General features: G+C 75.1%; 24 protein-coding genes and 3 tRNA genes. 12 read left to right on the forward strand and 15 right to left on the reverse strand.

Annotated elements, in window-relative coordinates; genetic code table 11:
* The first annotated feature begins 463 nt into the window (after positions 1–463).
* From CELF_RS15950 to surE, 4 genes are all read left to right on the forward strand, one after another.
* Complete coding sequence (locus CELF_RS15950) at positions 464–1294, forward strand: VOC family protein (protein ID WP_013772300.1); 831 nt, start codon at positions 464–466, stop codon at positions 1292–1294.
* 82 nt (positions 1295–1376) lie between these two features.
* Positions 1377–1739: a nucleotide pyrophosphohydrolase gene (locus CELF_RS15955; RefSeq protein WP_013772301.1), complete on the forward strand. Its 363-nt coding sequence runs from the start codon at positions 1377–1379 to the stop codon at positions 1737–1739.
* A gap of 200 nt (positions 1740–1939) precedes the next feature.
* Entirely contained in the window at positions 1940–2914 is a 975-nt protein-coding gene (locus CELF_RS15960) for a 1-phosphofructokinase family hexose kinase (protein WP_013772302.1), read from the forward strand.
* Positions 2915–3000: 86 nt separating this feature from the next.
* Positions 3001–3795 carry a 5'/3'-nucleotidase SurE gene (surE, locus tag CELF_RS15965; protein WP_280509172.1) on the forward strand — a complete coding sequence of 265 codons (795 nt, stop codon included), beginning with the start codon at positions 3001–3003 and terminating at the stop codon, positions 3793–3795.
* A gap of 9 nt (positions 3796–3804) precedes the next feature.
* On the opposite strand, the gene CELF_RS15970 is transcribed toward surE, so the two are convergent.
* From CELF_RS15970 to CELF_RS15995, 6 genes are read right to left on the reverse strand one after another with little or no spacing between them, the layout of a single operon-like run.
* Entirely contained in the window at positions 3805–4674 is an 870-nt protein-coding gene (locus CELF_RS15970; RefSeq protein ID WP_013772304.1) for a prenyltransferase, read from the reverse strand.
* Complete coding sequence (locus CELF_RS15975) at positions 4671–4985, reverse strand: lycopene cyclase domain-containing protein (protein WP_013772305.1); 315 nt, start codon at positions 4983–4985, stop codon at positions 4671–4673. Before CELF_RS15975 ends, CELF_RS15970 begins: the two co-directional genes overlap by 4 nt.
* Entirely contained in the window at positions 4982–5374 is a 393-nt protein-coding gene (locus CELF_RS15980) for a lycopene cyclase domain-containing protein (protein WP_013772306.1), read from the reverse strand. The genes CELF_RS15975 and CELF_RS15980 overlap by 4 nt, the downstream gene beginning before the upstream one ends.
* Entirely contained in the window at positions 5371–7146 is a 1776-nt protein-coding gene (gene crtI, locus CELF_RS15985; RefSeq protein ID WP_013772307.1) for a phytoene desaturase family protein, read from the reverse strand. Before crtI ends, CELF_RS15980 begins: the two co-directional genes overlap by 4 nt.
* Positions 7143–8132 (reverse strand): phytoene/squalene synthase family protein, encoded by a 990-nt coding sequence (locus CELF_RS15990; protein WP_013772308.1) that lies wholly within the window; start codon positions 8130–8132, stop codon positions 7143–7145. The genes crtI and CELF_RS15990 overlap by 4 nt, the downstream gene beginning before the upstream one ends.
* Positions 8132–9235: a polyprenyl synthetase family protein gene (locus tag CELF_RS15995; protein ID WP_013772309.1), complete on the reverse strand. Its 1104-nt coding sequence runs from the start codon at positions 9233–9235 to the stop codon at positions 8132–8134. Before CELF_RS15995 ends, CELF_RS15990 begins: the two co-directional genes overlap by 1 nt.
* Before the next feature lie 191 nt (positions 9236–9426).
* Between CELF_RS15995 and galE the strand changes: the two genes are divergently transcribed.
* A complete protein-coding gene (gene galE / locus CELF_RS16000; protein WP_013772310.1) occupies positions 9427–10386 on the forward strand; it encodes a UDP-glucose 4-epimerase GalE in 960 nt (319 codons plus the stop codon).
* A 210-nt stretch (positions 10387–10596) separates the two neighbouring features.
* Here the strand turns inward: galE and CELF_RS16005 are convergent, their stop codons facing one another.
* Positions 10597–11529, reverse strand: a complete 933-nt coding sequence (locus tag CELF_RS16005) for an LLM class flavin-dependent oxidoreductase (protein WP_013772311.1) — start codon at positions 11527–11529, stop codon at positions 10597–10599.
* A 24-nt stretch (positions 11530–11553) separates the two neighbouring features.
* Complete coding sequence (locus CELF_RS16010) at positions 11554–11898, reverse strand: metallopeptidase family protein (RefSeq protein ID WP_013772312.1); 345 nt, start codon at positions 11896–11898, stop codon at positions 11554–11556.
* 190 nt (positions 11899–12088) lie between these two features.
* Between CELF_RS16010 and CELF_RS16015 the strand changes: the two genes are divergently transcribed.
* The 6 genes from CELF_RS16015 (at position 12089) to CELF_RS16040 (ending at position 13880) form a co-directional block, all read left to right on the forward strand.
* Positions 12089–12161 (forward strand) — tRNA-Glu (locus CELF_RS16015).
* 43 nt (positions 12162–12204) lie between these two features.
* Positions 12205–12278, forward strand: a tRNA-Asp gene (locus tag CELF_RS16020).
* A 38-nt stretch (positions 12279–12316) separates the two neighbouring features.
* Positions 12317–12392: transfer RNA gene (locus tag CELF_RS16025), tRNA-Phe, on the forward strand.
* Positions 12393–12524: 132 nt separating this feature from the next.
* Positions 12525–12968, forward strand: a complete 444-nt coding sequence (locus CELF_RS16030; RefSeq protein WP_013772313.1) for a phage holin family protein — start codon at positions 12525–12527, stop codon at positions 12966–12968.
* Positions 12969–13113: 145 nt separating this feature from the next.
* On the forward strand, positions 13114–13524 hold the full coding sequence (locus tag CELF_RS16035; protein ID WP_013772314.1) for a phage holin family protein: 411 nt from the start codon (positions 13114–13116) through the stop codon (positions 13522–13524).
* The gene (locus CELF_RS16040; RefSeq protein WP_013772315.1) at positions 13521–13880 is read left to right on the forward strand and encodes a DUF3618 domain-containing protein; all 360 of its coding nucleotides are present in this window, start codon (positions 13521–13523) and stop codon (positions 13878–13880) included. Before CELF_RS16035 ends, CELF_RS16040 begins: the two co-directional genes overlap by 4 nt.
* 220 nt (positions 13881–14100) lie before the next feature.
* Here CELF_RS16040 and CELF_RS16045 read toward each other — a convergent pair whose 3' ends face one another.
* Positions 14101–14313, reverse strand: a complete 213-nt coding sequence (locus CELF_RS16045; RefSeq protein ID WP_013772316.1) for a BldC family transcriptional regulator — start codon at positions 14311–14313, stop codon at positions 14101–14103.
* 418 nt (positions 14314–14731) lie between these two features.
* Here CELF_RS16045 and CELF_RS16050 point away from each other — a divergent pair, with 418 nt between their 5' ends.
* The gene (locus tag CELF_RS16050; protein ID WP_013772317.1) at positions 14732–14944 is read left to right on the forward strand and encodes a DUF3073 domain-containing protein; all 213 of its coding nucleotides are present in this window, start codon (positions 14732–14734) and stop codon (positions 14942–14944) included.
* Between the two features lie 220 nt (positions 14945–15164).
* Here the strand turns inward: CELF_RS16050 and purM are convergent, their stop codons facing one another.
* The 6 genes from purM to rsgA form a co-directional block, all read right to left on the reverse strand.
* Positions 15165–16286, reverse strand: a complete 1122-nt coding sequence (purM, locus tag CELF_RS16055; protein ID WP_013772318.1) for a phosphoribosylformylglycinamidine cyclo-ligase — start codon at positions 16284–16286, stop codon at positions 15165–15167.
* Entirely contained in the window at positions 16283–17830 is a 1548-nt protein-coding gene (gene purF / locus CELF_RS16060) for an amidophosphoribosyltransferase (RefSeq protein WP_013772319.1), read from the reverse strand. Before purF ends, purM begins: the two co-directional genes overlap by 4 nt.
* A 90-nt stretch (positions 17831–17920) precedes the next feature.
* A complete protein-coding gene (locus tag CELF_RS16065; RefSeq protein ID WP_126297857.1) occupies positions 17921–18286 on the reverse strand; it encodes a histidine kinase in 366 nt (121 codons plus the stop codon).
* A gap of 90 nt (positions 18287–18376) precedes the next feature.
* Positions 18377–18757: a sterol carrier family protein gene (locus CELF_RS16070; protein WP_013772321.1), complete on the reverse strand. Its 381-nt coding sequence runs from the start codon at positions 18755–18757 to the stop codon at positions 18377–18379.
* A gap of 108 nt (positions 18758–18865) precedes the next feature.
* Complete coding sequence (locus tag CELF_RS16075) at positions 18866–20215, reverse strand: glycoside hydrolase family 6 protein (protein ID WP_013772322.1); 1350 nt, start codon at positions 20213–20215, stop codon at positions 18866–18868.
* 212 nt (positions 20216–20427) lie between these two features.
* Complete coding sequence (rsgA, locus tag CELF_RS16080; protein WP_013772323.1) at positions 20428–21561, reverse strand: ribosome small subunit-dependent GTPase A; 1134 nt, start codon at positions 21559–21561, stop codon at positions 20428–20430.
* Positions 21562–21647 lie beyond the last annotated feature (86 nt).

Consider the following 21647-nt stretch of genomic DNA (forward strand, 5'->3'; position numbering starts at 1 on the left):
TGGGAACCGGTGATTTGTAAAGATCACGTACTAATGGTTCACTTGCGACACTAGCGACGGCGTCGGAAGCGGGTCAACGCACCCCGAGCCGCCGTCGCGCCTCGCGCCCCGGCGGCGCCGGATGCGGGCACCCGTGCGATTCCCCAGGTCAGGCGCCTGTCGTGCAGGACGTTGACGCTGGTCACGGCCCCTGAGACCGCTTCCACGACGCGCGACCTCCCCTCGCCCTCGGGAGGACCGGCAAACGGTTGCTCGGCGCCGTCGGGCGGGTGAAGGGTTCACACGGACGAGTGACGGGCCGCTCCCGTCCGCGATCCCGACTGCCGCCGTCGCGGGGCGGCCCGCACATGTCTACCGCCGTCGCGGGACGGTGTCAGAGGTCACTCGTACGGTCGACGCAGTCGCGCCGGGCCGCGGCGACGACCCGACGGGCGGCCACCCCGACGAGCGAGGGAGCACCACCGTGCAGCGCACCTACCCGCAGGGCGTCACGTCCTGGGTCGACATCGAGCAGGACGACGTCGAGGCCGCGACGGCCTTCTACGGCGCGGTCCTCGGCTGGACGTTCCACGACGCGACCCCGCCGCAGACACCCGCGCGCTACGTCGTCGCGCAGGTCGAGGGACGCGACGCGGCCGGCATCGGCGGCCCGCGCACCCCCACGGGCAGCCCGGGCGACCCGTCGTGGCAGACGTACGTCGCGGTCGACGACGTCGCCGCCACGCTCCGCCGCGTCGAGGAGGTCGGCGCCACGGTCACCGCAGGCCCGACTGTCGCCGGAGAGGGCGGCACGTGGGCGGCGTTCACCGACCCGCAGGGCGCACGCCTGCGGCTGTGGCAGCCGAGGCGTCGCCTGGGCGCGCAGATCACGAACGCCCCGGGCACGTGGAACTTCAGCGACCTGCGCACCACCGACCCGGCCGCCGCGCAGGACCTGTACGGACGGCTGTTCGGCTGGGAGTTCACCGACCTCGGGTTCGCGACGATGATCCGCGTGCCGGGCTACGGCGACCACCTCGCCGCCACGGTCGACCCCGGGATCCACGAGCGGCAGGACGACGTCTCGGCCCCGCCCGGGTTCGCCGACGCGATCGGCTGGATCACCCCGACCGACGGGCCCGCGACCTGGCACGTGACCTTCTCGGTCGAGGACCGCGACGCCACGGCCGAGGCCGTCGAGCGGCACGGCGGGACCGTCCTGGGCTCCGAGGTCAACGACTGGACGCGCGCGGTGACCGTCCGCGACCCGCAGGGCGCCGAGCTCACGCTCAGCCAGTTCGTGCCGCCGACGTGACGCCGGCGCGCGGCGCCACGTCCGCCGCGGCCGCTGCGGGCGCCGCGGGCGCCGCGGGCGCTGCCCGTGCCAGGGTGGCCGCATGACGACGCCCGACGAGCGCGAGATCGCCGAGCTGACCCGCCTGGTCCGCGAGTTCTCCGCGGAGCGGGACTGGCAGCAGTTCCACGACCCGAAGTCCGTGATCCTCGCCCTCGTCGGCGAGGTGGGCGAGCTGGCCGAGCTGTTCCAGTGGGTCCGGGCCGACGAGGCCGTCACCGCCTTCGCGGTACCCGAGCGCAAGGCGCGCGCCGCCGAGGAGATGGCCGACGTGCTCGTCTACCTCGTCTGCCTGGCCGACGTGCTCGGCGTCGACCTCGGCGCGGCGGCCCGCGCGAAGCTCGCCGACGCGCACCGACGCTTCGTCGCCGACGAGGTCCGGGGCCGCGCCCCCGACAAGCCCTGACGGCTCCCCAGGGCGATCGGGACCCGGCCCTTGAGGTCGCTCACGCCGCCGGGCCCCGGGAGCCGTCCGCGCCGGGCGAGGGCCTCGTCGACGGACCGCGCACGGAGCGCCTGGACGGCCGCGAGGACCTCCTCGCGGCGTGCTCCGGATCCCCTGCCCCTCGCCGCGCGGCGCACCCGCCCTCCGAGCACACTCGGCTCATGCCGGACCGCAGCGCTTCCGACGAGCCCCGCACCCCGCGGGTCTGCGTGCTCGCGCCCACGCCCCTGCTCACGGTGACGATCGAGCCGCCGACGAGCGAGGAGTCGCACCCGGAGGTGCACGTGCACGCGGGCGGGCAGGGCCTGTGGGTGGGCCGCATGGCGGTGTCGCTGGGCGCGGACGTCGTGGTGTGCGGGCCGTTCGGCGGCGAGACGGGGACGGTGCTCGCACACCTCGCGGAGGTCGAGCGGCTGCGCGTGCGCCCGACGGCCTACGCGGGCGGCAACGGCGCGTACGTGCACGACCGCCGCGACGGCGACCGGCGGGAGGTCGCCGAGACGCCGCCGCACCCGCTGGACCGGCACGAGCTCGACGACCTGTACGGCACGGTCCTGGTCGAGGCCATGGACGCCGACGTCACGGTCCTGACGGGCGCGGACCCGGCGCGGATCCTGCCCGCGGCGGTCGTGGGCCGGCTCGCGCGCGACCTGCGCGCCGCGGGCCGGACGGTCGTGGCGGACCTGTCGGGCCGCGCCGCGGCGGCCTTCGCGCAGGCGGGCGGCGCGGTGCTCAAGATCAGCCACGAGGAGCTCGTCGACGGCGGTTTCGTCGCGTCCGACAGCCTCGACGACCTGCGGGGAGCCGCCCTGCGGTTCGTCGAGCAGGGGCTCGACGCGGTCGTCGTCTCGCGGGCCGGCGAGCCGGTCCTCATCGTCACCGCCGGCGAGACGCACGAGGTCGTCCCGCCGCCCATCACGGTCGTCGACCACCGCGGCGCGGGCGACTCGATGACCGCGGGCATCGCCGTCGGGCTGGGCCGCGGACTCACCCTGGCGGAGGCGGTCCGCCTCGGCGCCGCGGCGGGCGCGCTCAACGTCACGCGCCGCGGCCTCGGGACGGGCCGTCGTGAGCAGATCGAACGGTTCGCGCGGCGCGTGCAGGTCCGCCCCGCCGACGGTGGCGCCGGCTCCTGACGGCCGCCCGCCCCGGTGGCGCCCGCACCGGACGTCCGGTCCGATGGGACGACACCGACGAGAGGCGGCTCACCGTGCGCGTGCTGGTGACGAACGACGACGGCATCGACTCCCCCGGCCTGACGACGCTCGCCGCGATGGCGCTCGAGGCGGGCCACGACGTCGTGGTCGCGGCGCCCGCGCGGGAGTCGTCGGGCGCGAGCGCGTCGCTGCTGGGGGCGGAGCAGGACGGGCGGCTGATCGTCGCGCCGAAGTCCCCGCCGGGCCTGCCGGACGACGTGACGTCGTTCGCGGTCCGGGCGGCGCCGGGCCTCATCGCGTTCGTCGCGGCGTACGGCGGCTTCGGCCCGAAGCCGGACCTGATCCTGTCGGGCGTGAACCGCGGCGCGAACACCGGGCACGCGGTGCTGCACTCGGGCACGGTCGGCGCGACGCTGTCGGGCGCGACGCACGACATCCCCGGCCTGGCGGTGTCGATCGCCTACCACGAGCCCCGGCACTGGGAGACGGCTGCGGCGTTCGCGCGGCCCGTCCTCGACTGGCTCGCGGAGCAGCATGACGGCGACCGGCACGCGCGCGTCGTCAACCTCAACGTCCCGGACCTGCCCGCCGACCAGGTGCGCGGCCTGCGCAAGGCACCGCTCGCGTCGTTCGGCGCGGTCCAGGCCCGCATCCACGAGCTCGAGCACGGGCACCTGCAGCTCACGTACTCGGACGTCGAGATCACGCGTGAGCCCGAGACCGACGCCGGCCTGCTGGCCCGCGGCTGGGCGACCCTGACCCAGCTGCGCGCCCCCTGCTTCGACGCCGACGCGGTCCTGCCCGAGCACGGACCGCTGCCCGGCCCGACCGGGGCCGACCCCGTGAGCGCGCCGGCGTGACCGGCGCCCCTAGGTCCGCGCGACCGCGATGAGCAGCATCGTCACGAGGAACCCCGTGACGAGGTTGAGCCACAGGAACCGGCGCCAGCCGGCATTGGCCCGCTCGCAGTCGTCGTCGGTGACACGCCAGAACACCGCGGTGCTCACCGCGTAAGGCAGGGGCAGCAGGGCGGCGAGCACGCCCGGCCACGGCACGACGAGCAGCACGCCCGCGGCGCCGACGTACAGCAGCGTCGCGAGCACGACGGTCCGGTGCGCCCCGAGTGCGGTCGCGACCGACGCGATGCCGCCCTCGCGGTCGGCGCGCACGTCCTGCACGGCGCCGAACGCGTGCGACGCCATGCCCCACAGCACGAACGCGACCAGCACGGGCCACGCGGTCCGGGCCGCCAGGTCGGCGTCGACCAGCACGAGCGCGTACAGCAGCGGCCCGACGAAGTGCATCGCCGAGGTGAACGAGTCGAGGACGGGCCGCTCCTTGAACCGCAGCACCGGTGCCGAGTAGGCGACGACGAGGAACAGCACGAGGGTGAGCACCGCGGTCGCGGCGGCGTCCCCCACGGCGACGAGCCACGCGACGAACGGCAGCGGCAGCAGGACGCTCGACCACAGGATCCGCCGGTGCACGGCGGCGGCCCGCTCGGGCGCGACCAGACCGCCCTCGATCCCGCCCTTGCGCGGGTTGCGCAGGTCGGACGCGTAGTCGAACACGTCGTTCACGCCGTACATCAGCAGGTTGTACGGCACGAGGAAGAACAGCGTGCCGACGACGAACGTCGCGTCGAGACGGCCGCCCGTCGCCATGAGGTAGCCCGCGGCGAACGGGTAGGCCGTGTTGATCCAGGAGAACGGCCGCGACGCGGCGAGGACCTCCCTCATGCGGCGCCCTCCGCCGCGGCGGCCCGACGCCGGCGCCCGAGGACCGTCCAGAGCACGGGCATCCCGACCGCCGCGGCGATCGCGTACGCGAAGTCCTCGAGCGGCGCGCCCCAGACGTACACGCCGAGGATCTTGTCCGGGTCGAAGACGTACAGGTCGGCACCGATCATCAGCGTGTCGAACACGGCCGTGAGCAGGCACAGGTGCACGACGGTCCACACGAGCGGCATCCCGCGCAGCCGCCGCAGCGTCGGGAACGACACCGCGAGCAGCACGACGAGCACGGCCACGTTGAGCACGATGTTGGTCACGCGGGGCCACCCCGTCCGCCGGTCCCGGGGCCGTCGGCGCCGCCCGACCCGCCCGCGCGCGCACGCACCCCGGCGTCCCGCAGCGACGCCGTCCGGTCGAACCAGCGCCAGGCCAGCAGCGCGGTGTAGCAGAGCAGCGCGAGGAAGAAGGCCTCCTCGACGGGCAGCTCGGGCGCCAGCAGCAGGCCCGTCATGTGGGGCGAGTCCCCGCGCGCGAAGATCCCGAGGACGAGCCCCGCGACGTCCCAGAGCAGGAAGGCCAGCACGCCGATGCCGACCGTGAGCGCGGCGCGGCGCGCGTCGTGCCAGAACGCGAGCCGGAACCGCCGGTCGAGCAGCGCGAGCCCGCCGAGGGACAGCAGCAGCGCCCCCAGGTACGCGAACCTCATGCGCGCCCGGCCCGCACCGCGCTCCACACCCCGGCGGGCCGAGCCGCGTCGAGGAAGCCGGGCCGCAGCGGTGCGGGCAGCGGTCGCGTCGACGTCTCGCCCAGCAGCCGCTTCGCGACGAGCTCGGCACTGATGAGGCACATCGGCAGCCCGACGCCCGGGACGGTGCCCCCGCCGACGTGCAGCAGGTTCGGCACCCGCGCGGACGCGTCCCCGGGGCGGAACATCGCGCTCTGCGCGAGCGTGTGCTCCATGCCGAGCGCGGTGCCGCGCCACGCGGACAGGTCTCGCGCGAAGTCGGCGGGTGCGACGACGTGCCGCGTGACCACGCGGCCGCGCAGGTCGTCGATGCCGGCCCACGCGCCGACCTGGTCGAGGAAACGGTCGGCGTGCCGCTCGACCTCGTCACGCTCGGGGCTGCCGGGGGCGCCGTCGCCGAGGGACGCGTCCGCCGGGAACGGCACGAGCAGGAAGAGGTTCTCGTGCCCCGGCGGGGCCGCGGTCGGGTCGGTCGCGGTGGTGCGCGACGCGTACACGGACGCGACCTCGGGCACGCGCAGCCGGTCGGCGGGCGTCGAGCGCCCGTCGCCGAGGATGTCCGCGAAGTTGCCGGGCCAGTCCCGCGTGAAGAACAGCGAGTGGTGCGCGAGCTCCGGCAGCGCGCCGCGAACGCCGGCCATGACGAGCAGCGCGGAGATGCCGGGGCCGCTGCGCTCCCACGTGGGCGCGGGATGGTCGCTGTGCCGCGGGTCGAGCAGCGCGGTCTCGGTGTGGTGGCGGTCGGCGCCGGACACGACGACGTCCGCCTCGACGAGCTCGCCGGTCGCGAGCCGGACGCCGCGTGCGACGCCGGTGCGCCGCGGGGTCCGGGCGGTGCGCGGTGCGGGCTCCACGTCGATCTCGACGACGTCGGCGCCGGTGCGGATCTCGACGCCTTCGCGCACGGCGAGCCGTTCGAGCGCCTCGATCACGGTGTACATGCCGCCGCGCGGGTAGCGCACGCCGTCGACGAGGTCGAGGTGGCTCATGAGCGAGTACAGCGCGGGGACGCGGTACGGCGAGGACCCGAGGAACACCGCGTGGTACCCGAGCGCCTGCCGCAGCACCGGGTGCTGCACGGTCCGCTCGACCTTCTCCGCGAGGGTGTGCGTGAGCAGGTCGACGAGCGTCCCCGAGCGCCGCACGACCGGCGCGGACAGCAGCCGGTCGGGGCGCTGGAACGTCGTCCACAGGAAGTGGTCGAGCGCGGTGCGGTACGCGAGCGACGCGTCCTGCGCGTAGCGCCGCACGGCCTCGCCCGCGCCCGGCTCGAGCGCCTCGAACGTCGCCCAGTTCTGCTCCGCGTCGGCGACCAGGTCGAAGCCCTCCGCACGCCCGCCCGGCGTCTGCGGCTCGGTGAACAGCCGGTACGCGGGGTCGAGCGGCACGAGGTCGAGGTGGTCCTCGACCCGCTCGCCGAGCAGCGCGAACGCGTGCGCGAACACCTCGGGCATGAAGTACCAGGACGGCCCGGTGTCGAACCGGAACCCGTCGACGGTGAGCGTGCCCATCCGTCCGCCGAGCCGCTCGTGCCGCTCGAGCAGCGTGACCTGCGCGCCCCCGCGCGCGAGCAGCGCGGCCGTCATGAGCCCGCCGATCCCGCCGCCGACGACGACCACCCGGCCGGGCCCGTCACCGGGCTGCGCAGCCGTGCCGGTCGCAGCGCGCGACCGCGGGGTGCGGCCCGCCGGGGGCGCGTCGGAGCCGCCGGCCCGTGGTGCCGTCGTCGTCATGCCTGTCCGTCCCGTCCGCCCGCGCGTCGCCGCGCCCACCACTGCCGGCCGACCGCGCCGGCCACGACGCGCACCTTCACCGGCCCGGGCACGCGCACGCGCGCCGCCGTCAGCCGGTCCGCGGGCTGCGCCGCGAGGTCGGCGAGCAGCCGGTCGTAGAGCGCGAGCGTCGCGGCGACGGCGTACCGGGAGCGCCCAGGCAGCCGCGGCAGCGCGGCGCGCGCGACGGCGACGTCCCGGCCGATCTCGTCGAGCACCTGCGCGCGCTGCTCCTCGGTGAGCCGGCCCCGCTCGGTGCCGGGGAAGTACGCCCGCCCGAGCTCGTGCGCGTCGACCCCGAGGTCGCGCAGGAAGTTGATCTTCTGGAAGGCGGCCCCGAGTGCGCGCGCGCCCGCGACCTGCTGCGGGTCCGGCTCGACGAGCGGCTCCCCGGGAATCCGGTCGGCGTTGAGGAACACCCGCACGCACATGAGCCCGACGACCTCCGCCGACCCGTACACGTACTGCTCGAAGCTCTCCCGGTCGTGCACGGTGGCGTGCAGGTCGGCGCGCATGGAGGCGAAGAACGGCGCGGTCTCGGCGGTCGTGATGCCCGTGCGCCGCGCGGTCCGGGCGAAGGCGTGCACGACGAGGTTCGTCGAGTAGCCGGTGCGCAGCGCGCGGACCGTCTGCGCCTCGAGCTCGTCGAGCTCCTGCGCCGCGCCCGGCCCGCCGAACGTGTCGACGACCTCGTCCGCGAGCCGGACCAGGCCGTAGACCGCCTCGATGTCGCGGTGCGCGCGCCGCCCGAGCAGCCGCGAGCCCCAGCCGAACGACGTCGAGTACGCGCCGAGGACGAGCGCGCTCGTGCGCGCGGCGGTCGTGTCGTACAGCCGCACGGAGCGGTCGTGCGCGGCCCCCGCGAAGGCGTCGCGCGCACCCGCGGGTGCCGCGGGCCGGGGCGCGTCGGGGCGTCGCGCCGGCTCGTGCGCGTGCTCGACCACCATCAGTGCCCCCGTCCGACCAGATCGTCGACGACGCCCACAAGGTAGTCCGCCAACGGCTCCGGCAGCGCGCGGGCGTGCTCGCGGGCCGCGCGCGCGGTGCGCGCGACGAGCGTCCGCACGGCCGCGAGCGCACCCGAGTCGACCATGACCGCGCGCACGAGCGCCGCGCCCTCCTCGTCGAGGTCCGGCTGCCCGACGTACCGGTCGAGCGTCGCGCGGCCCGCGGGCCCGGAGCGGTCGTAGGCGACCCGCAGCAGCTCGGTCCGCTTGCCGCGGCGCAGGTCGGACAGCACCGACTTGCCCGTGACGGCCGGGTCCCCGAACACCCCGAGGTCGTCGTCGGTGAGCTGGAACGCCAGGCCCAGCGCGGCGGCGACGTCGTCGAGGCGCCGCAGCACGTCCTCGTCGGCGCCGGCGAGGACCGCGCCGGACGCGAGCGGGACGCGGCAGGAGTACTCGGCGGTCTTGAGCGCGGCGACGAGCAGCGCGTCGACGTCGGCGGGCGCGAGCGTCTCGGACGCGACGTCGAGCAGCTCCCCCGCGACGGCCGTCTCGACGCCGTCGGCGAGCAGGTCCGTGAGTCGCTCGCGCACGTCGCCGGGCACGGGTGTGCGCGCGACGAGGCGGAACGCTGAGGCGAGTGCGAGGTCGCCGGCGAGGATCCCGGCCGCGAGCGCCTGCGCGTCGGCGTCGACCGCGGGCAGTCCCCGGGTGAGCCCGCGCCGGCGGGCCGCACCGCTGACGTTGAGCCGCCCGCGGCGCACGTCGTCGTGGTCGAGGACGTCGTCGTGGACGAGCATCGCGACGTGCAGGACCTCCTGCGCGGCCGCGACGGGCGCGACGGCGCCGAGGTCGGTGCCGCCGAGGCCGAGGTAGGCCGCCGCGGTGAGCCGGGGGCGCATGAGCTTGCCGCCGAGGGTCGAGGCGAGGTCCTCCCACAGCACGCGCGCGGCGTCGGCGTGCCGGCCGGCGCGCACGGCGCGTTCGACGAGCAGGTCCTGCAGCGTCGATGTCGCGAGCCGGGTGGCGTCCTCGACGGCGTGCGCGAGCGCAGCGGTCGAGCGGATGCTCCCTCCGGCGAGGGCGAGGTCGCCGTCGTCCACGTGGCCTCCTGGTCTGGCGCGTGTCACAGTGCCGCAGGCGGTCCGACCGCGGAATGCTCAGCGTACTGAGCAATTTCCGGACCGCCACTGCAGACCACTTCGGCGCGGGAGACGCGTCTGGATGCAGCGAGTTTCGATCAAATATCCCCAGGATCGAACACAGATCAACAGGGATCGACTACGCTGACGCCATGACGTGGATGGTGACGGGCGGGGCTGGGTACATCGGGTCGCACGTGGTGCGGGCCTTCCGACAGGCGGGCATCGCGCCCGTGGTGCTCGACGACCTGTCGAGCGGGCACCGCGTGTTCGTCCCCGACGACGTGCCGTTCGTCGAGGGGTCGCTGCTCGACACCGCACTCCTGGCCCGCACGCTCGGTGAGCACGAGGTCGAGGGCGTCGTGCACCTCGCCGGGTTCAAGTACGCCGGCGTGTCCGTCGACCGCCCCCTGCACACCTACGAGCAGAACGTCACCGGCACCGCGCGCCTGCTCGAGGCCATGGCCGCGCAGGACGTCCCCGCGATCGTGTTCTCCTCGTCGGCCGCGGTGTACGGCACCCCCGACGTCGACCTCGTCACCGAGGAGACCGCGACCTCGCCCGAGTCGCCCTACGGCGAGTCCAAGCTCGTCGGCGAGTGGCTGCTGCGCGACCAGGGCCGCGCCACCGGCCTGCGGCACACCTCGCTGCGCTACTTCAACGTCGTCGGCTCCGGCACGCCCGAGCTGTACGACACGAGCCCGCACAACCTGTTCCCGCTGGTCCTCGACGCCCTCACCCAGGGCCGCACGCCGCGCATCAACGGCACCGACTACCCGACGCCCGACGGCACCTGCGTCCGCGACTACATCCACGTCGCCGACCTCGCCGACGCGCACGTCGCCGCCGCCCGCGCTCTGTCCGCGGGCACCCCGCTCGAGCGCGTCTACAACCTCGGCTCGGGTGACGGCGTCTCCGTGCGCCAGATCATGACGGCGATGGCCGACGCGACCGGCATCCCGTTCGAGCCCAAGGTCGCCCCCCGCCGCCCCGGGGACCCGGCGCGCATCGTCGCGTCCGGCGAGCTGGCCGCGCGCGACCTCGGCTGGCGCATGACCCACACGCTCGCCGACATGGTGCGCAGCGCGTGGGAGGCCCGCCAGGCCCACTGACCGGACCGCTCGACGAGGCCGCCGCACCCCTGCCCGACCGGCAGGACGCGGCGGCCTCCGTCGTCACGGCCGCCCAAGCCCGCAGGGACGACCGGCGCGCCGTCCCGGTCAGCCTGCGGCGACGGGCGATGCCTCACGCAGGGCAGCGTGCGCCGACGGGCGGTGCCTCACGCGGGTCGGCGTGCGGCAACCGGCGGCGCCTCGCGCGGGTCAGCGTGCGGCGACGGGAAGGGCCTGCAGGCCGGGCAGCCGCTCCGCGAACTCCTCGAGCACCGCCTCGCTGCCCCCGTACACGCCCTCGGGCCGCGGCCAGTGCACCACGACGTCGGTGAACCCGAGCCCGGCGGCCCGCTCGACGCCCTCCACGGCCAGGTCGAGCGAGGACAGGGAGAACAGCGGCGCCCCGTCCAGGCTGAGGTACCGCCGCAGCCGCGGCAGGGTCGAGCCGTCGCGCCCCGCAGCGGCCTCGACCGCGTCGACCTGCGCGCACGTGTCCGCGAGCCCCGCCCACCAGCGCTCCTGCGCCGCGAGCGGGTCGTCGGCGGTCTCGTCCGCGCCCAGCGCGGGGCCGTACGTCACCCAGCCCTGCCCGTACCGCGCGGCGAGCGCCATGGTCCGCGGGCCCGCGGCGGCCATCGCGAACGGCGTGCGTGGCCGCGCGACCGTGCCGGGGTGCATGCGCGCGTCGTGCGCCTCGTAGAACTCCCCCGTGAACTCGGTGACGGGCTGCGTCAGCAACGTGTCGAGCAGCGCCACGAACTCCTCGTACCGGCGCGTGCGCTCGCCCCGCGACCAGGCCGGCCCGGTGACGGACGCGTCGAACCCTTCGCCGCCGGCGCCGATCCCGAGCACGAACCGCCCGCCGGACACGTCGTCGAGCCCGAGCACGTCCTTCGCGAACGGCACGGGGTGCCGGAAGTTCGGCGAGGCGACGAACGTGCCCAGCGCGATCCGCTCGGTGACCGCCGCCGCGGCGGCGAGCAGCGGCACGGTCGCGAACCACGGCCCGTCGGCGAGCGTCCGCCACGCCAGGTGGTCGTAGGTCCAGGCGTGGTCGAAGCCCCACGCCTCGGCGCGACGCCAGCGGTCCTTCGCGAGCGACCAACGGTCCTGGGGGAGCAGCACGATGCCGACGGCGACCATGCGCCCGACCCTAGCCCTCCCGGGTCAGCCCCAGCCGAGCTCGTGCAGGCGGTCGTCGTCGATGCCGAAGTGGTGCGCGACCTCGTGCACGACGGTCACCGCGACCTCCTCGACCACCTCGTCCCGGTCCTCGCAGACCGCGAGCGTGGGGTTGCGGAAGATGGTGATCCGGTCCGGCAGCGACCCCGCGGCCCACCACTCGCCGCGCTCCGTGAGCGGCGTGCCCTCGTACAGGCCCAGCAGCTCGGGGTCGTCCGCGGGCGCCTCGTCCTCGACCAGCACGACGACGTTGTCGACGAGCCGCGCGAGCTCGGGTGGGATCTCGTCGAGCGCGTCCCGGACGGCGTCCTCGAACTCGTCCCGCGTCATCTCGACCACACCCCCATCCTGCCCGCTCCCCGGACCGCGCGGGCGCCCCGCCCCCCGGGAGGACCGACCACGAGATCGGGCGCGTCCGCGCTGGTCGCAGCACCGTCCGGCAGTGCTTTTGGAGTTCCGGCCGCGCACCCCGTATGCTCGTCTCCGGTCATCCGGCGCCTCGACGTCAGGGGCGGGACACGCCCCCATCGTCTAGCGGCCTAGGACCCCGCCCTTTCACGGCGGTAGCACGGGTTCGAATCCCGTTGGGGGTACGAGCAGGTGCAGTGAAGTAGAAGCAAGGCCTTGTTCCACCAAGGCCCCGTAGCGCAGTTGGTTAGCGCGCCGCCCTGTCACGGCGGAGGTCGCGGGTTCAAGTCCCGTCGGGGTCGCTCGAATCGCCGGTCCTCGGACCGGCGTTCTCGTTCGAGGCTCTGTAGCTCAGTTGGTAGAGCGTTCGACTGAAAATCGAAAGGTCACCGGATCGACGCCGGTCGGAGCCACCAGCCGAAGGCCCCCTGGATCCCAGGGGGCCTTTCGCATGCGGACGGGCGACCTGGGCCGATGATCCCGGGCACGTACGCGGCGCGCGCCTAGGGTGGGACTGCACCGCACCGTCCCGTCGACCGGAGGACCCCGTGAGCAGCACGTCCGGACCTGAGCACCCGCGCAAGACCTTCTTCGAGCGGTTCACCGAGCCGTTCGCGGACGTCGCCCGGGAGAAGATCGGCCAGGCCGAGGACCGGGTCCGCGAGGCGATCCAGGCGGAGATCGACGCCGTCAGCGCGAGCGTCCGCGCCCGGGCGGTGCAGGTCCGCCCGTCCGCCATCGGCTTCGGCGCCGCGGCGCTGCTCACGTTCTTCGCCCTCGCGCTGTTCTTCACGGCCGCGGTCGTCGGGCTCGCGCACGTCGTCGAGCTGTGGCTCGCGGCCCTCCTCGTCGGCGCGACGCTGCTCCTGGTCGCCGCCGGCCTGGCGTACTGGGCACGGCACCGCCTCCCCGAGGGATCGGCGATGTCGGTCACCAAGGCACGCCAGGTCGTGCACCCGGCCGAGGAGCAGGTGCACCCCTGGGCGGACTGACGCCCGCACACCCGTCGGCCCGCTCGGATGCGGGCCGCGACCTGCACCGTCACACTGAGAGTCCGTGGACGGCGCCGCCGGCCGGAGGCCTCGTGCCGATCCGGGGGCGAGTGCCGGACCGACGAGTGGACGAGAGGGTGTGACCATGACCGCGCAGCCAGGACCGACCGGCGAGCCCCGCAGCATCGGCCAGCTCGTGAGCGACCTGAGCGAGCAGACCTCGCGCCTCGTGCGCGCGGAGCTGGACCTCGCCAAGGCCGAGATCACGGCGAAGGCGCAGAAGCTCGGCATCGGCGCGGGGCTGCTCGCGGCCGCGGGCGTGCTCGCGCTCTACGTGCTCGCGACGGCGATCACGACGGCCATCCTCGGCCTGTCGACGGTGCTCGCGCCGTGGCTCGCCGCGCTGATCGTGACGCTCGTCCTGCTGCTCGTCACGGCGGTGCTGGCCTTCGTCGGCATCCGGCTGGTCAAGCGGGGCTCGCCCCCGACGCCGGAGCGCGCGATCGAGAACGTGCAGGAGGACCTCGAGGCCGTGAAGGCGGGGTGGAACGCGTGAGCGACGCGACCAGCAGGAAGACGGACAGCGCGAAGACGGACAGCTCGAAGACGGACAGCTCGAAGACGGACAAGGCCGCGGAGCCCGGGCTGACGACGCCCGCGATGGTCGACGCCGAGAGCGAGGTCGTCCGGACCCGTGCGCAGCTCGCGGCGACGGTCGACGAGCTCGCGGACCGCCTCGACCCGCGCAACCAGGCGAAGGAGGCGGTCGACGGCGCGAAGCGGCTGCTGCACGACGCGACCGCGAAGGACGCGGAGCCGCACCGGCGCACGCGCGCGCGTGCCGTGCTCGGCGGGGCCGTGGCCGTCGTGGCCCTGCTCGCCGCCGCGGGCATCCGGGGCCGCCGCGGCTGACGACCGGCACGCACCGGCCCCGGTACCGCGTCCTTGCGGTACCGGGGCCGGTCTCACGTTCGGGGTGGCGCCGCGCGACGGTGCCGCGGGCGCACGGTCGACGTGCGGGGACGAGCGATCCGGAGGGCTGCCCGTGGACGGGGCCCGACGGTGCTGCACCCGCGCCGGTCGGGCACGGGTGCGTGCCGCCCGAGGGCGGCGGGTCGACCGGGTGGTCGGGTCAGTCGTCGGTGGGGCTCTGCTGCTGCGGCACGCCGTTGAGCAGCTCCCGCACCTCGGACTCGCGGTAGCGGCGGTGGCCGCCGAGCGTCCGGATCGAGGAGAGCTTGCCGGCCTTCGCCCAGCGGGTGACCGTCTTCGGGTCGACCCGGAAGAGCGTCGCGACCTCCGACGGCGTGAGCAGGGCCTCGGACTCGGCGGGGTGTGCGGTCATCTGCTGCCTCCCTGGGCGAGCGTGCGGGCGGCCGACGGGCCTGTCGGCGGCCGCCCCCTTCGGGTGCGGGTGGTGCGGTGCGCCGGGGCGCCGTGCGTGCTGGCGATGCAGGGTCGCTCCCCTAGCATGAACGAAGGGGGCAGATGACGCATTCCGGGACACGATGTGGTCACGGATGCGGCCATGACTCTCATCCCACTCTCATCATGCATCGTTACACGAACCGTACCGTCAGCCTAAACCTGGCGAATCGGTCATACGACCCCTGTGCGACACGTGATGTGCGTCGCCTCGTCGCGAGTGGTCGGAATAGAGCACGACCATGTACCGTTGCCCCACGAAGAGACGATTCAGCACCCCGGGGCCGCACGTGTGAGCACGGTGCCGCCCCGCATCCACGTTAGAGGGGGTCGATGCCATGGGGCGCGGCCGTCAGAAGGCTAAGCAGACCAAGGTGGCCCGGGAGCTGAAGTACTTCAGCCCTGAGACCAACTACCGAGCCCTCGAGCGGGAGCTCGGCTCGCTGAGCCACAACGATCTCGGATCCGACCGCCGCGGGAGCTCCGTGGACACGGGTGAGTGGTCCGGTGACGACGACGACTACCGTCGTTGGACGGACGACGACCGCTGACGTCTCCGGGTCCGTCGAGCCCGACCGGACCGTCGACCACCTCGACTCCCTCGAGGTGACGACACCGGCGCGCCCTCGGCGACCCGCACGGCACCGCCCCGGCGGACGCGACGCACCGAGCACCGCGCGTCGGTAGCGACCCGCTGGGCGGCAGCACACCGACCGACACCGGCCCGGTGGCGTCCTCGACGCCACCGGGCCGGTCGTGTCCGGTCCCGGGTCAGGCCCGGTAGGTGCCGGTGAGGCGGACCGCTCCGCCGTCGACGCCCTTGGTGCCCGCGACGAGATCGGGCGTGCCCGGCACGTCGTGCGCGGGGTCGGCGTCGCGCACGGCGCCGAGCTCCCAGGCCGGCAGTCCCAGCTCGCCGGCGTGCGCGAGCACCCCGTCCACCGCGTCGGCGGCGACGATCGCGACCATCCCGACGCCGAGGTTGAGCGTGCCCTCCAGGTCGTGCCACGGCACGCCGCCGAGGCGCTGCACGAGGGAGAACACGGGCGGCAGCTGCCAGCCGCCGCGGTCGACGTCCGCGACGAGCCCCTGCGGCAGGACGCGCGCCACGTTCGCGGCGAGACCGCCGCCCGTCACGTGGCTGAACGCGTGCACGCCCGCGACGCCGGCGCGCTCGACGAGGGCCAGGCAGTCGCTCGCGTACACGCGGGTCGGCTCGAGCAGCTCCTCGCCGAGGGTCCGGCCGAGCTCGTCGACGTGCCGGTCGAGCGACCAGCCGGCGACCTGCACGACCTTGCGGACCAGCGAGTACCCGTTCGAGTGCAGCCCGCTCGACGCGAGCGCGACCAGCACGTCGCCCGCGCGCACACGCTCCGGGCCGAGCAGCTCGTCGGCCTCCACGACACCCGTCGCCGCGCCGGCGACGTCGTACTCGTCCGGGCCGAGCAGCCCGGGGTGCTCGGCGGTCTCGCCGCCGACGAGGGCCGTGCCCGCGACCGAGCACGCGGCCGCGATGCCGCGGACCACGTCGGCGATGCGCTCGGGCACGACGCGGCCGCACGCGATGTAGTCCGTCATGAACAGGGGCTTCGCGCCGACGACCACGATGTCGTCGACGACCATGCCGACGAGGTCGAAGCCGATGGTGTCGTGCACGTCGAGCGCCTGCGCGATCGCGACCTTGGTGCCGACGCCGTCGGTGGACGTCGCGAGCAGCGGCCGGCGGTAGCGGGTCAGCGCGGACGCGTCGTACAGCCCGGCGAAGCCGCCGACGCCGCCGAGCACCTGGGGCCCGTGGGTCGCGCGCACGGCGTCCTTCATCAGCTCGACGGCCTTGTCGCCCGCCTCGGTGTCGACGCCGGCTGCGGCGTAGGTGACCTGCTGCTCGCTCACGGGTGCTCCAGCGCGCTCGCGCCACCGGTCGACGGGACGATCGTCAGCAGGCCGTCCTCGGGCGGGCCGAGCGGCAGCTCGTTCTGCTCGAGGAGGTGCTTGCCGAGGCGGTCGGTGGGCGGCAGCTCGATCGGGTACCGCCCGCTGAAGCAGGCCGTGCACAGCTGCGAGGCGGGCTGCTCGGTCGCCTCGACCATGCCCTCCTCGGAGATGTAGCCGAGCGAGTCGGCGCCCAGGGAGGCCGCGATCTCCTCGGGCCCGAGGCCGTTCGCGATGAGCTCGGCGCGGCTCGCGAAGTCGATCCCGTAGAAGCACGGCCACTTCACGGGCGGGGAGCTGATCCGGATGTGCACCTCGGCGGCTCCCGCCTCCCGCAGCATCCGCACGAGCGCACGCTGGGTGTTGCCGCGCACGATCGAGTCGTCCACGACGACGAGCCGCTTGCCGCGGATGACGTCGCGCAGCGGGTTGAGCTTGAGCCGGATGCCGAGCTGGCGCAGCGTCTGCGACGGCTGGATGAACGTGCGACCCACGTAGGCGTTCTTCGTCAGGCCCTGGCCGAACGGGATGCCGGACTCGGTGGCGAAGCCGACCGCCGCGGGCGTGCCCGACTCGGGCACCGGGATGACGAGGTCCGCCTCGACGGGGTGCTCGACCGCGAGCCGGCGGCCCATGGCGACACGCGCCGCGTGCACGGAGCGGCCGGCGATCGTCGTGTCGGGGCGGGCGAGGTAGACGTACTCGAACACGCAGCCGGCGCGGTCGACCGGGGCGAACCGCGTCGAGCGCAGGCCGTCGGCGTCGATCGCGAGGAACTCACCGGGCTCGACCTCGCGGACGAACGACGCGCCCACGATGTCGAGCGCGGGCGTCTCCGAGGCGACGACCCAGCCGCGCTCGAGCCGGCCGAGGACGAGCGGGCGCACGCCCTGCGGGTCGCGCGCGGCGTAGAGCGTGTGCTCGTCCATGAACACGAGGCTGAACGCGCCGCGCAGCCGGGGCAGGACCTCGAGCGCCGTGGCCTCGAGCGTGTGGTCCGGGTCCCCCGCGAGGAGCGCCGTGACGAGCGCGGTGTCCGTGGTGTTGCCGCGGGCGAGCTCGCCGCGACGCTGGCTGCCGTAGCGCTCGGCGACGAGGTCGACGAGCTCGGCGGAGTTGGTGAGGTTGCCGTTATGGCCGAGGGCCACGGTGCCGGCGGCCGTCGGGCCGAGCGTCGGCTGGGCGTTCTCCCACGTGCTGCCACCCGTCGTCGAGTAGCGCGCGTGCCCGATCGCGATGTGCCCCTGCAGGGCGTTGAGCGCGGTCTCGTCGAAGACCTGGGACACGAGACCCATGTCCTTGTAGACGAGGAGCTGCTGGCCGTTCGACGTCGCGATCCCGGCGGACTCCTGCCCGCGGTGCTGCAACGCGTAGAGGCCGAAGTAGGTGAGCTTGGCGACCTCCTCGCCGGGTGCCCAGACACCGAAGACGCCGCAGGCGTCCTGCGGGCCTTTCTCGTTCGGGAGGAGGTCGTGGTTCAGTCGTCCGTCTGCGCGGGGGGCCACGGGCCTATGGTCGCACACGGCCCCCACGCGTCCAGGGCCGCGCCCGGACCCCGGGACGACCTCGGCGGACGCTCCTCGCGGGCGCCGGCGTCAGCGGCGCCGACGCGCGTACGGGTCCTTGCTGCGGCGGTCCGCGAGGACGGCGAGCGCACCGCCGACGAACCCGCCGAGCACCGCGAGGCCCACCGCGGTGACCGTCCGCACGGCCCCCTCGCCGTCGAGGAAGCCGATGAACCCGCTGCCGTCCGCGACCCACGCGACGGGCGGCCGGACCACCGCGACGAGGACGAGCCCGAGGACGAACCCGACGATCGCGCCCGCACCGATGAACACGCTGAACTTGGGTGCGCGGCGCACGCGTGCCGGCCGCGCGGTCGCGAGCAGCTCGTCCTCGGAGGGCACGGGCGGCTCGGCGCCGGGCTGCGGCTCCTGCGGGGCGGGCGTGGTCGACGACACCCCGCGATCGTAGGTCAGCGGCTCGCGGGGCGGCGGCGCGGGCCGGGGCACGCGGGCGTGCGGCTGCTCACAGCGGCGCTCGCGCGGGCGTCACAGCCGGGGTCGGGCGGCCTGGAGCGGGAGCCACGCCGACAGGTCGGCCCGCTCCCCCGACGCGCGCACGTTCCCGGCCGCCACGGCCTCGTGCCAGGTCAGGGCGCCCGTGACGAGGGCGAGCCACGTCTGCGGGTCGGTCTCGACGACGTTCGGCGGCGTGCCCCGGGTGTGCCGCGGGCCCTGCACGGCCTGCACGGCGCCGTCCGGCGGGACGCGCACCTCGACCGCGTTGCCGGGGGCCACGTCGGCGAGCTCCTCGAGCGTGAACCGGACCGCGGTCCGCCGCGCCGGGGTCGGCACGCCTGCGGGGTCGGCGCGCCACACGTCGAGCGCGGCGCGTCCGTCGTCGGGTGCGGTCCGTCGTCTGCCTGCCACCGCCCCATTGTCCCCGCCGCCCCGACGTCCGGGCGCCCGCGGCCGGACGCGGACGAGCCCGCGGACGCACGTGCGCGTCCGCGGGCTCGTCGTGGGCGAGGTCTCAGCTCACCACCTGGCGTTGCGCGCCATCTCCAGGGCGATCTCCTGCCACCACTGGCCGGCGGCCGGGCCGCCGTTGCACGCGCCGTCGGACTCGCCGGGCAGCTTGACCCACAGGAGCGCGTCCAGGCCGGAGCCGTCGTTCACCGCGACCGGGCGTTCGCCGAGCGCGCGGCCGCGCGGGTTGCACCACTCGCCGTTCGAGCCGTTGCCGTTGCGCGAGGTGTCGATGACGAACTTCTTGCCGCCCAGCCGCTGCGAGATCTGCTGGCCGTACGCCTTGCTGTCCGCCGTCGTCTGGTAGTTCGACGTGTTGAGCGCGAAGCCCACCGCGTACTCGAAGCCGACCTGGTTGAGGCGGTTCACCGCGGTGTCGACCGACAGCCACTTCGCGTGGCCCGCGTCGATGTAGACGCGCGCGCCCTTGAGGGTGAGCGACTTGGCGGCGTACTTGAGGAAGCCGACGCGGTCACCCTGGCCGGAGCAGTCGCCGAGCTGCGCGAGCGCGTCGGGCTCGAGGATCACGATCGGGTTGCCCTTGATGCCCTGCGCGACGGTGTCGACCCAGCGCGCGTACTCGGACTCGGACACACCACCGCCGGAGTGCGAGCCGCAGTCGCGGCCCGGGATCGCGTAGACGACGAGCATCGGCGTCTTCCCGGCCGCGACGGCGCGGCCGGTGTAGTCGGCGACCTCGGCCTGCGCGTGCGACGCGTCGGCCCAGTTGCCGACCCAGTACGCCTGCGGGGTGAGCGCGATCTTCTCGAGCAGCGCCTTGTCCGTGCCGGACGCGGCCTGCCACGCGCGGTAGCCCTGCGTCGTCGGGTCGACGTAGAAGCCGCTGGTCGGCTGCGGCGTGACCGTCGGCGTGGGGGTGGGGGTCGGGGTCGGCGTCGGCGTGGGGGTCGTCGGCGTCGGGGTCGGCGTGGGGCTGGTCGTCGGCACGGTGCCCGTGCAGGTGGTGCCGTTGAGCGAGAACGACGCCGGCGTCGGGTTGGACCCGGCCCACGAGCCGTTGAACCCGAACGACGCCGTGCCGCCGGTCGGGATGCTGCCGTTCCAGGGCAGGCTGGTGACGGAGACCTGGCCGCCGTTGGTCGACGCGGTGCCGTTCCACAGCTGCTGGATCCGCTGGCCTGCGGTGTAGGTCCAGTCGAGCTTCCACGACGAGACGGGGTCGCCGAGGTTGGTGATCGTGACGTTGGCGCCGAAGCCGCCGGGCCACTGGTTGGTGACGGCGTAGTCGACGCGGCAGCCGGGAGCCGCCTGCGCGGCGGTGGTGGTGAGGGCGGTCAGACCGCCGACGGCGACGGCCGCGGCCGCCAGCAGCGCTGCGGCGGTTCTGCGGGTGGACATCAAGGAGCTCCCTGGGTTCGGGCCTCGTGGCACGCTCGTGCGGGTCCCGACGAGGAAACCCGACGAATGCCCCACGGCGCGAGCGGATGAGGATTTCCTAATCGCTTCAGTTCCGGATCGGGCGACGTTGGCGCGCTTCGACCCGTCGCTTCGACACCCCGGCTGGCGCCGAGCGGACTCCCCACGCCCGGCTGCGGGCCTCCCGGGGCCCGTCAGCTCCGCGGACGCCCCGGCCCGCGCATCCCCCGCTGGTACTCCTTGGTGATCTTCTTCCAGCGTGCGCGCTCCTCCGCGGCCAGCCGCGCGTCGCTGCGCCGTGCCTGGTAGGCCGCCTCGCGCTCCAGGCGCCGCCACGAGTCCAGCCGCCGGGCCGGCAGGTCGCCCGACTCGACGGCCGCCCGCACCGCGCACCCCGGCTCCCGCTCGTGCCGGCAGTCGCCGAACCGGCACTGCCGCGCGAGGTCCGCGACGTCCGCGAAGGTCGTCTCCAGCGCGTCGGTGTCGGCCACGACGCCCACCGTCCGGATCCCCGGGGTGTCGACCAGCACCGCGCCGTCCGCGAGCGGAACCAGCTCGCGGTGCGTCGTCGTGTGCCGCCCCTTGCCGTCCGCCCGGCGCTCGCCCACGTCCATCACCGGGCGGCCCGCGAGCGCGTTGACCAGCGTCGACTTGCCCGCGCCGGACGGCCCCACGACGACGAGCGTGCTGCCCGGGGTCACCACGTCCCGCCGGAGGTCGTCCAGGCCGCGCCCGTCCTGCGCCGAGACCGCGTGCACGTCGACCGCGAGCGCGACCGCCGCGACGTCGGACGCCATGCCGTCGGGGTCGGGCACGAGGTCCGCCTTGGTCAGCACGACGACCGGGCGGGCGCCCGACCTCCACGCGAGCGTCAGCAGCCGCTCCACCCGTCCCAGGTCCGGGTCGGGGTCGAGGTGCTCGACGACGAGGACGACGTCGACGTTCGCCGCGAGCGCCTGGGTGCGGGACGTCTCCCCCGCGGTGTCGCGCACGAGCGCGGTGCGGCGGGGCAGCAGGGTCGCGGCGCGCGGGCCGTCGGGCGTCTCGTCGAGCAGGAGCCAGTCGCCGACCGTCGGCGGGGTGCGTCCGTCGGCGGCGGCGAAGAGGCCGTCACGGTCGAGGACCACGCGGCGCGGCTCGTGGCCGGCGTCCGCTCCCGGTGCCGCGCCGGGGGCCGGGTCGTCCGTGCCGGGGCGCCCTGCCGGGGCGGGCACCGGCCCGTCCGGCGGGTGCGCGTCCAGGGCGTGCGCGGGCAGCACGAGGACCGCGCCGCGGTCGGCGCGGACCACCCGCACGGCCCCGTCGGGGAGAGGCTGCTCGCTCGTCACCCGGGCGACGCTAGGCGCGCCCCCGCGGCCGCGGCCACGGATTTGGCCCGGGGCCGGGCGACGACGGCGCGGGCGCGGCGGTCGCA

The organism is Cellulomonas fimi ATCC 484, from assembly GCF_000212695.1.
Classification (GTDB): domain Bacteria; phylum Actinomycetota; class Actinomycetes; order Actinomycetales; family Cellulomonadaceae; genus Cellulomonas; species Cellulomonas fimi.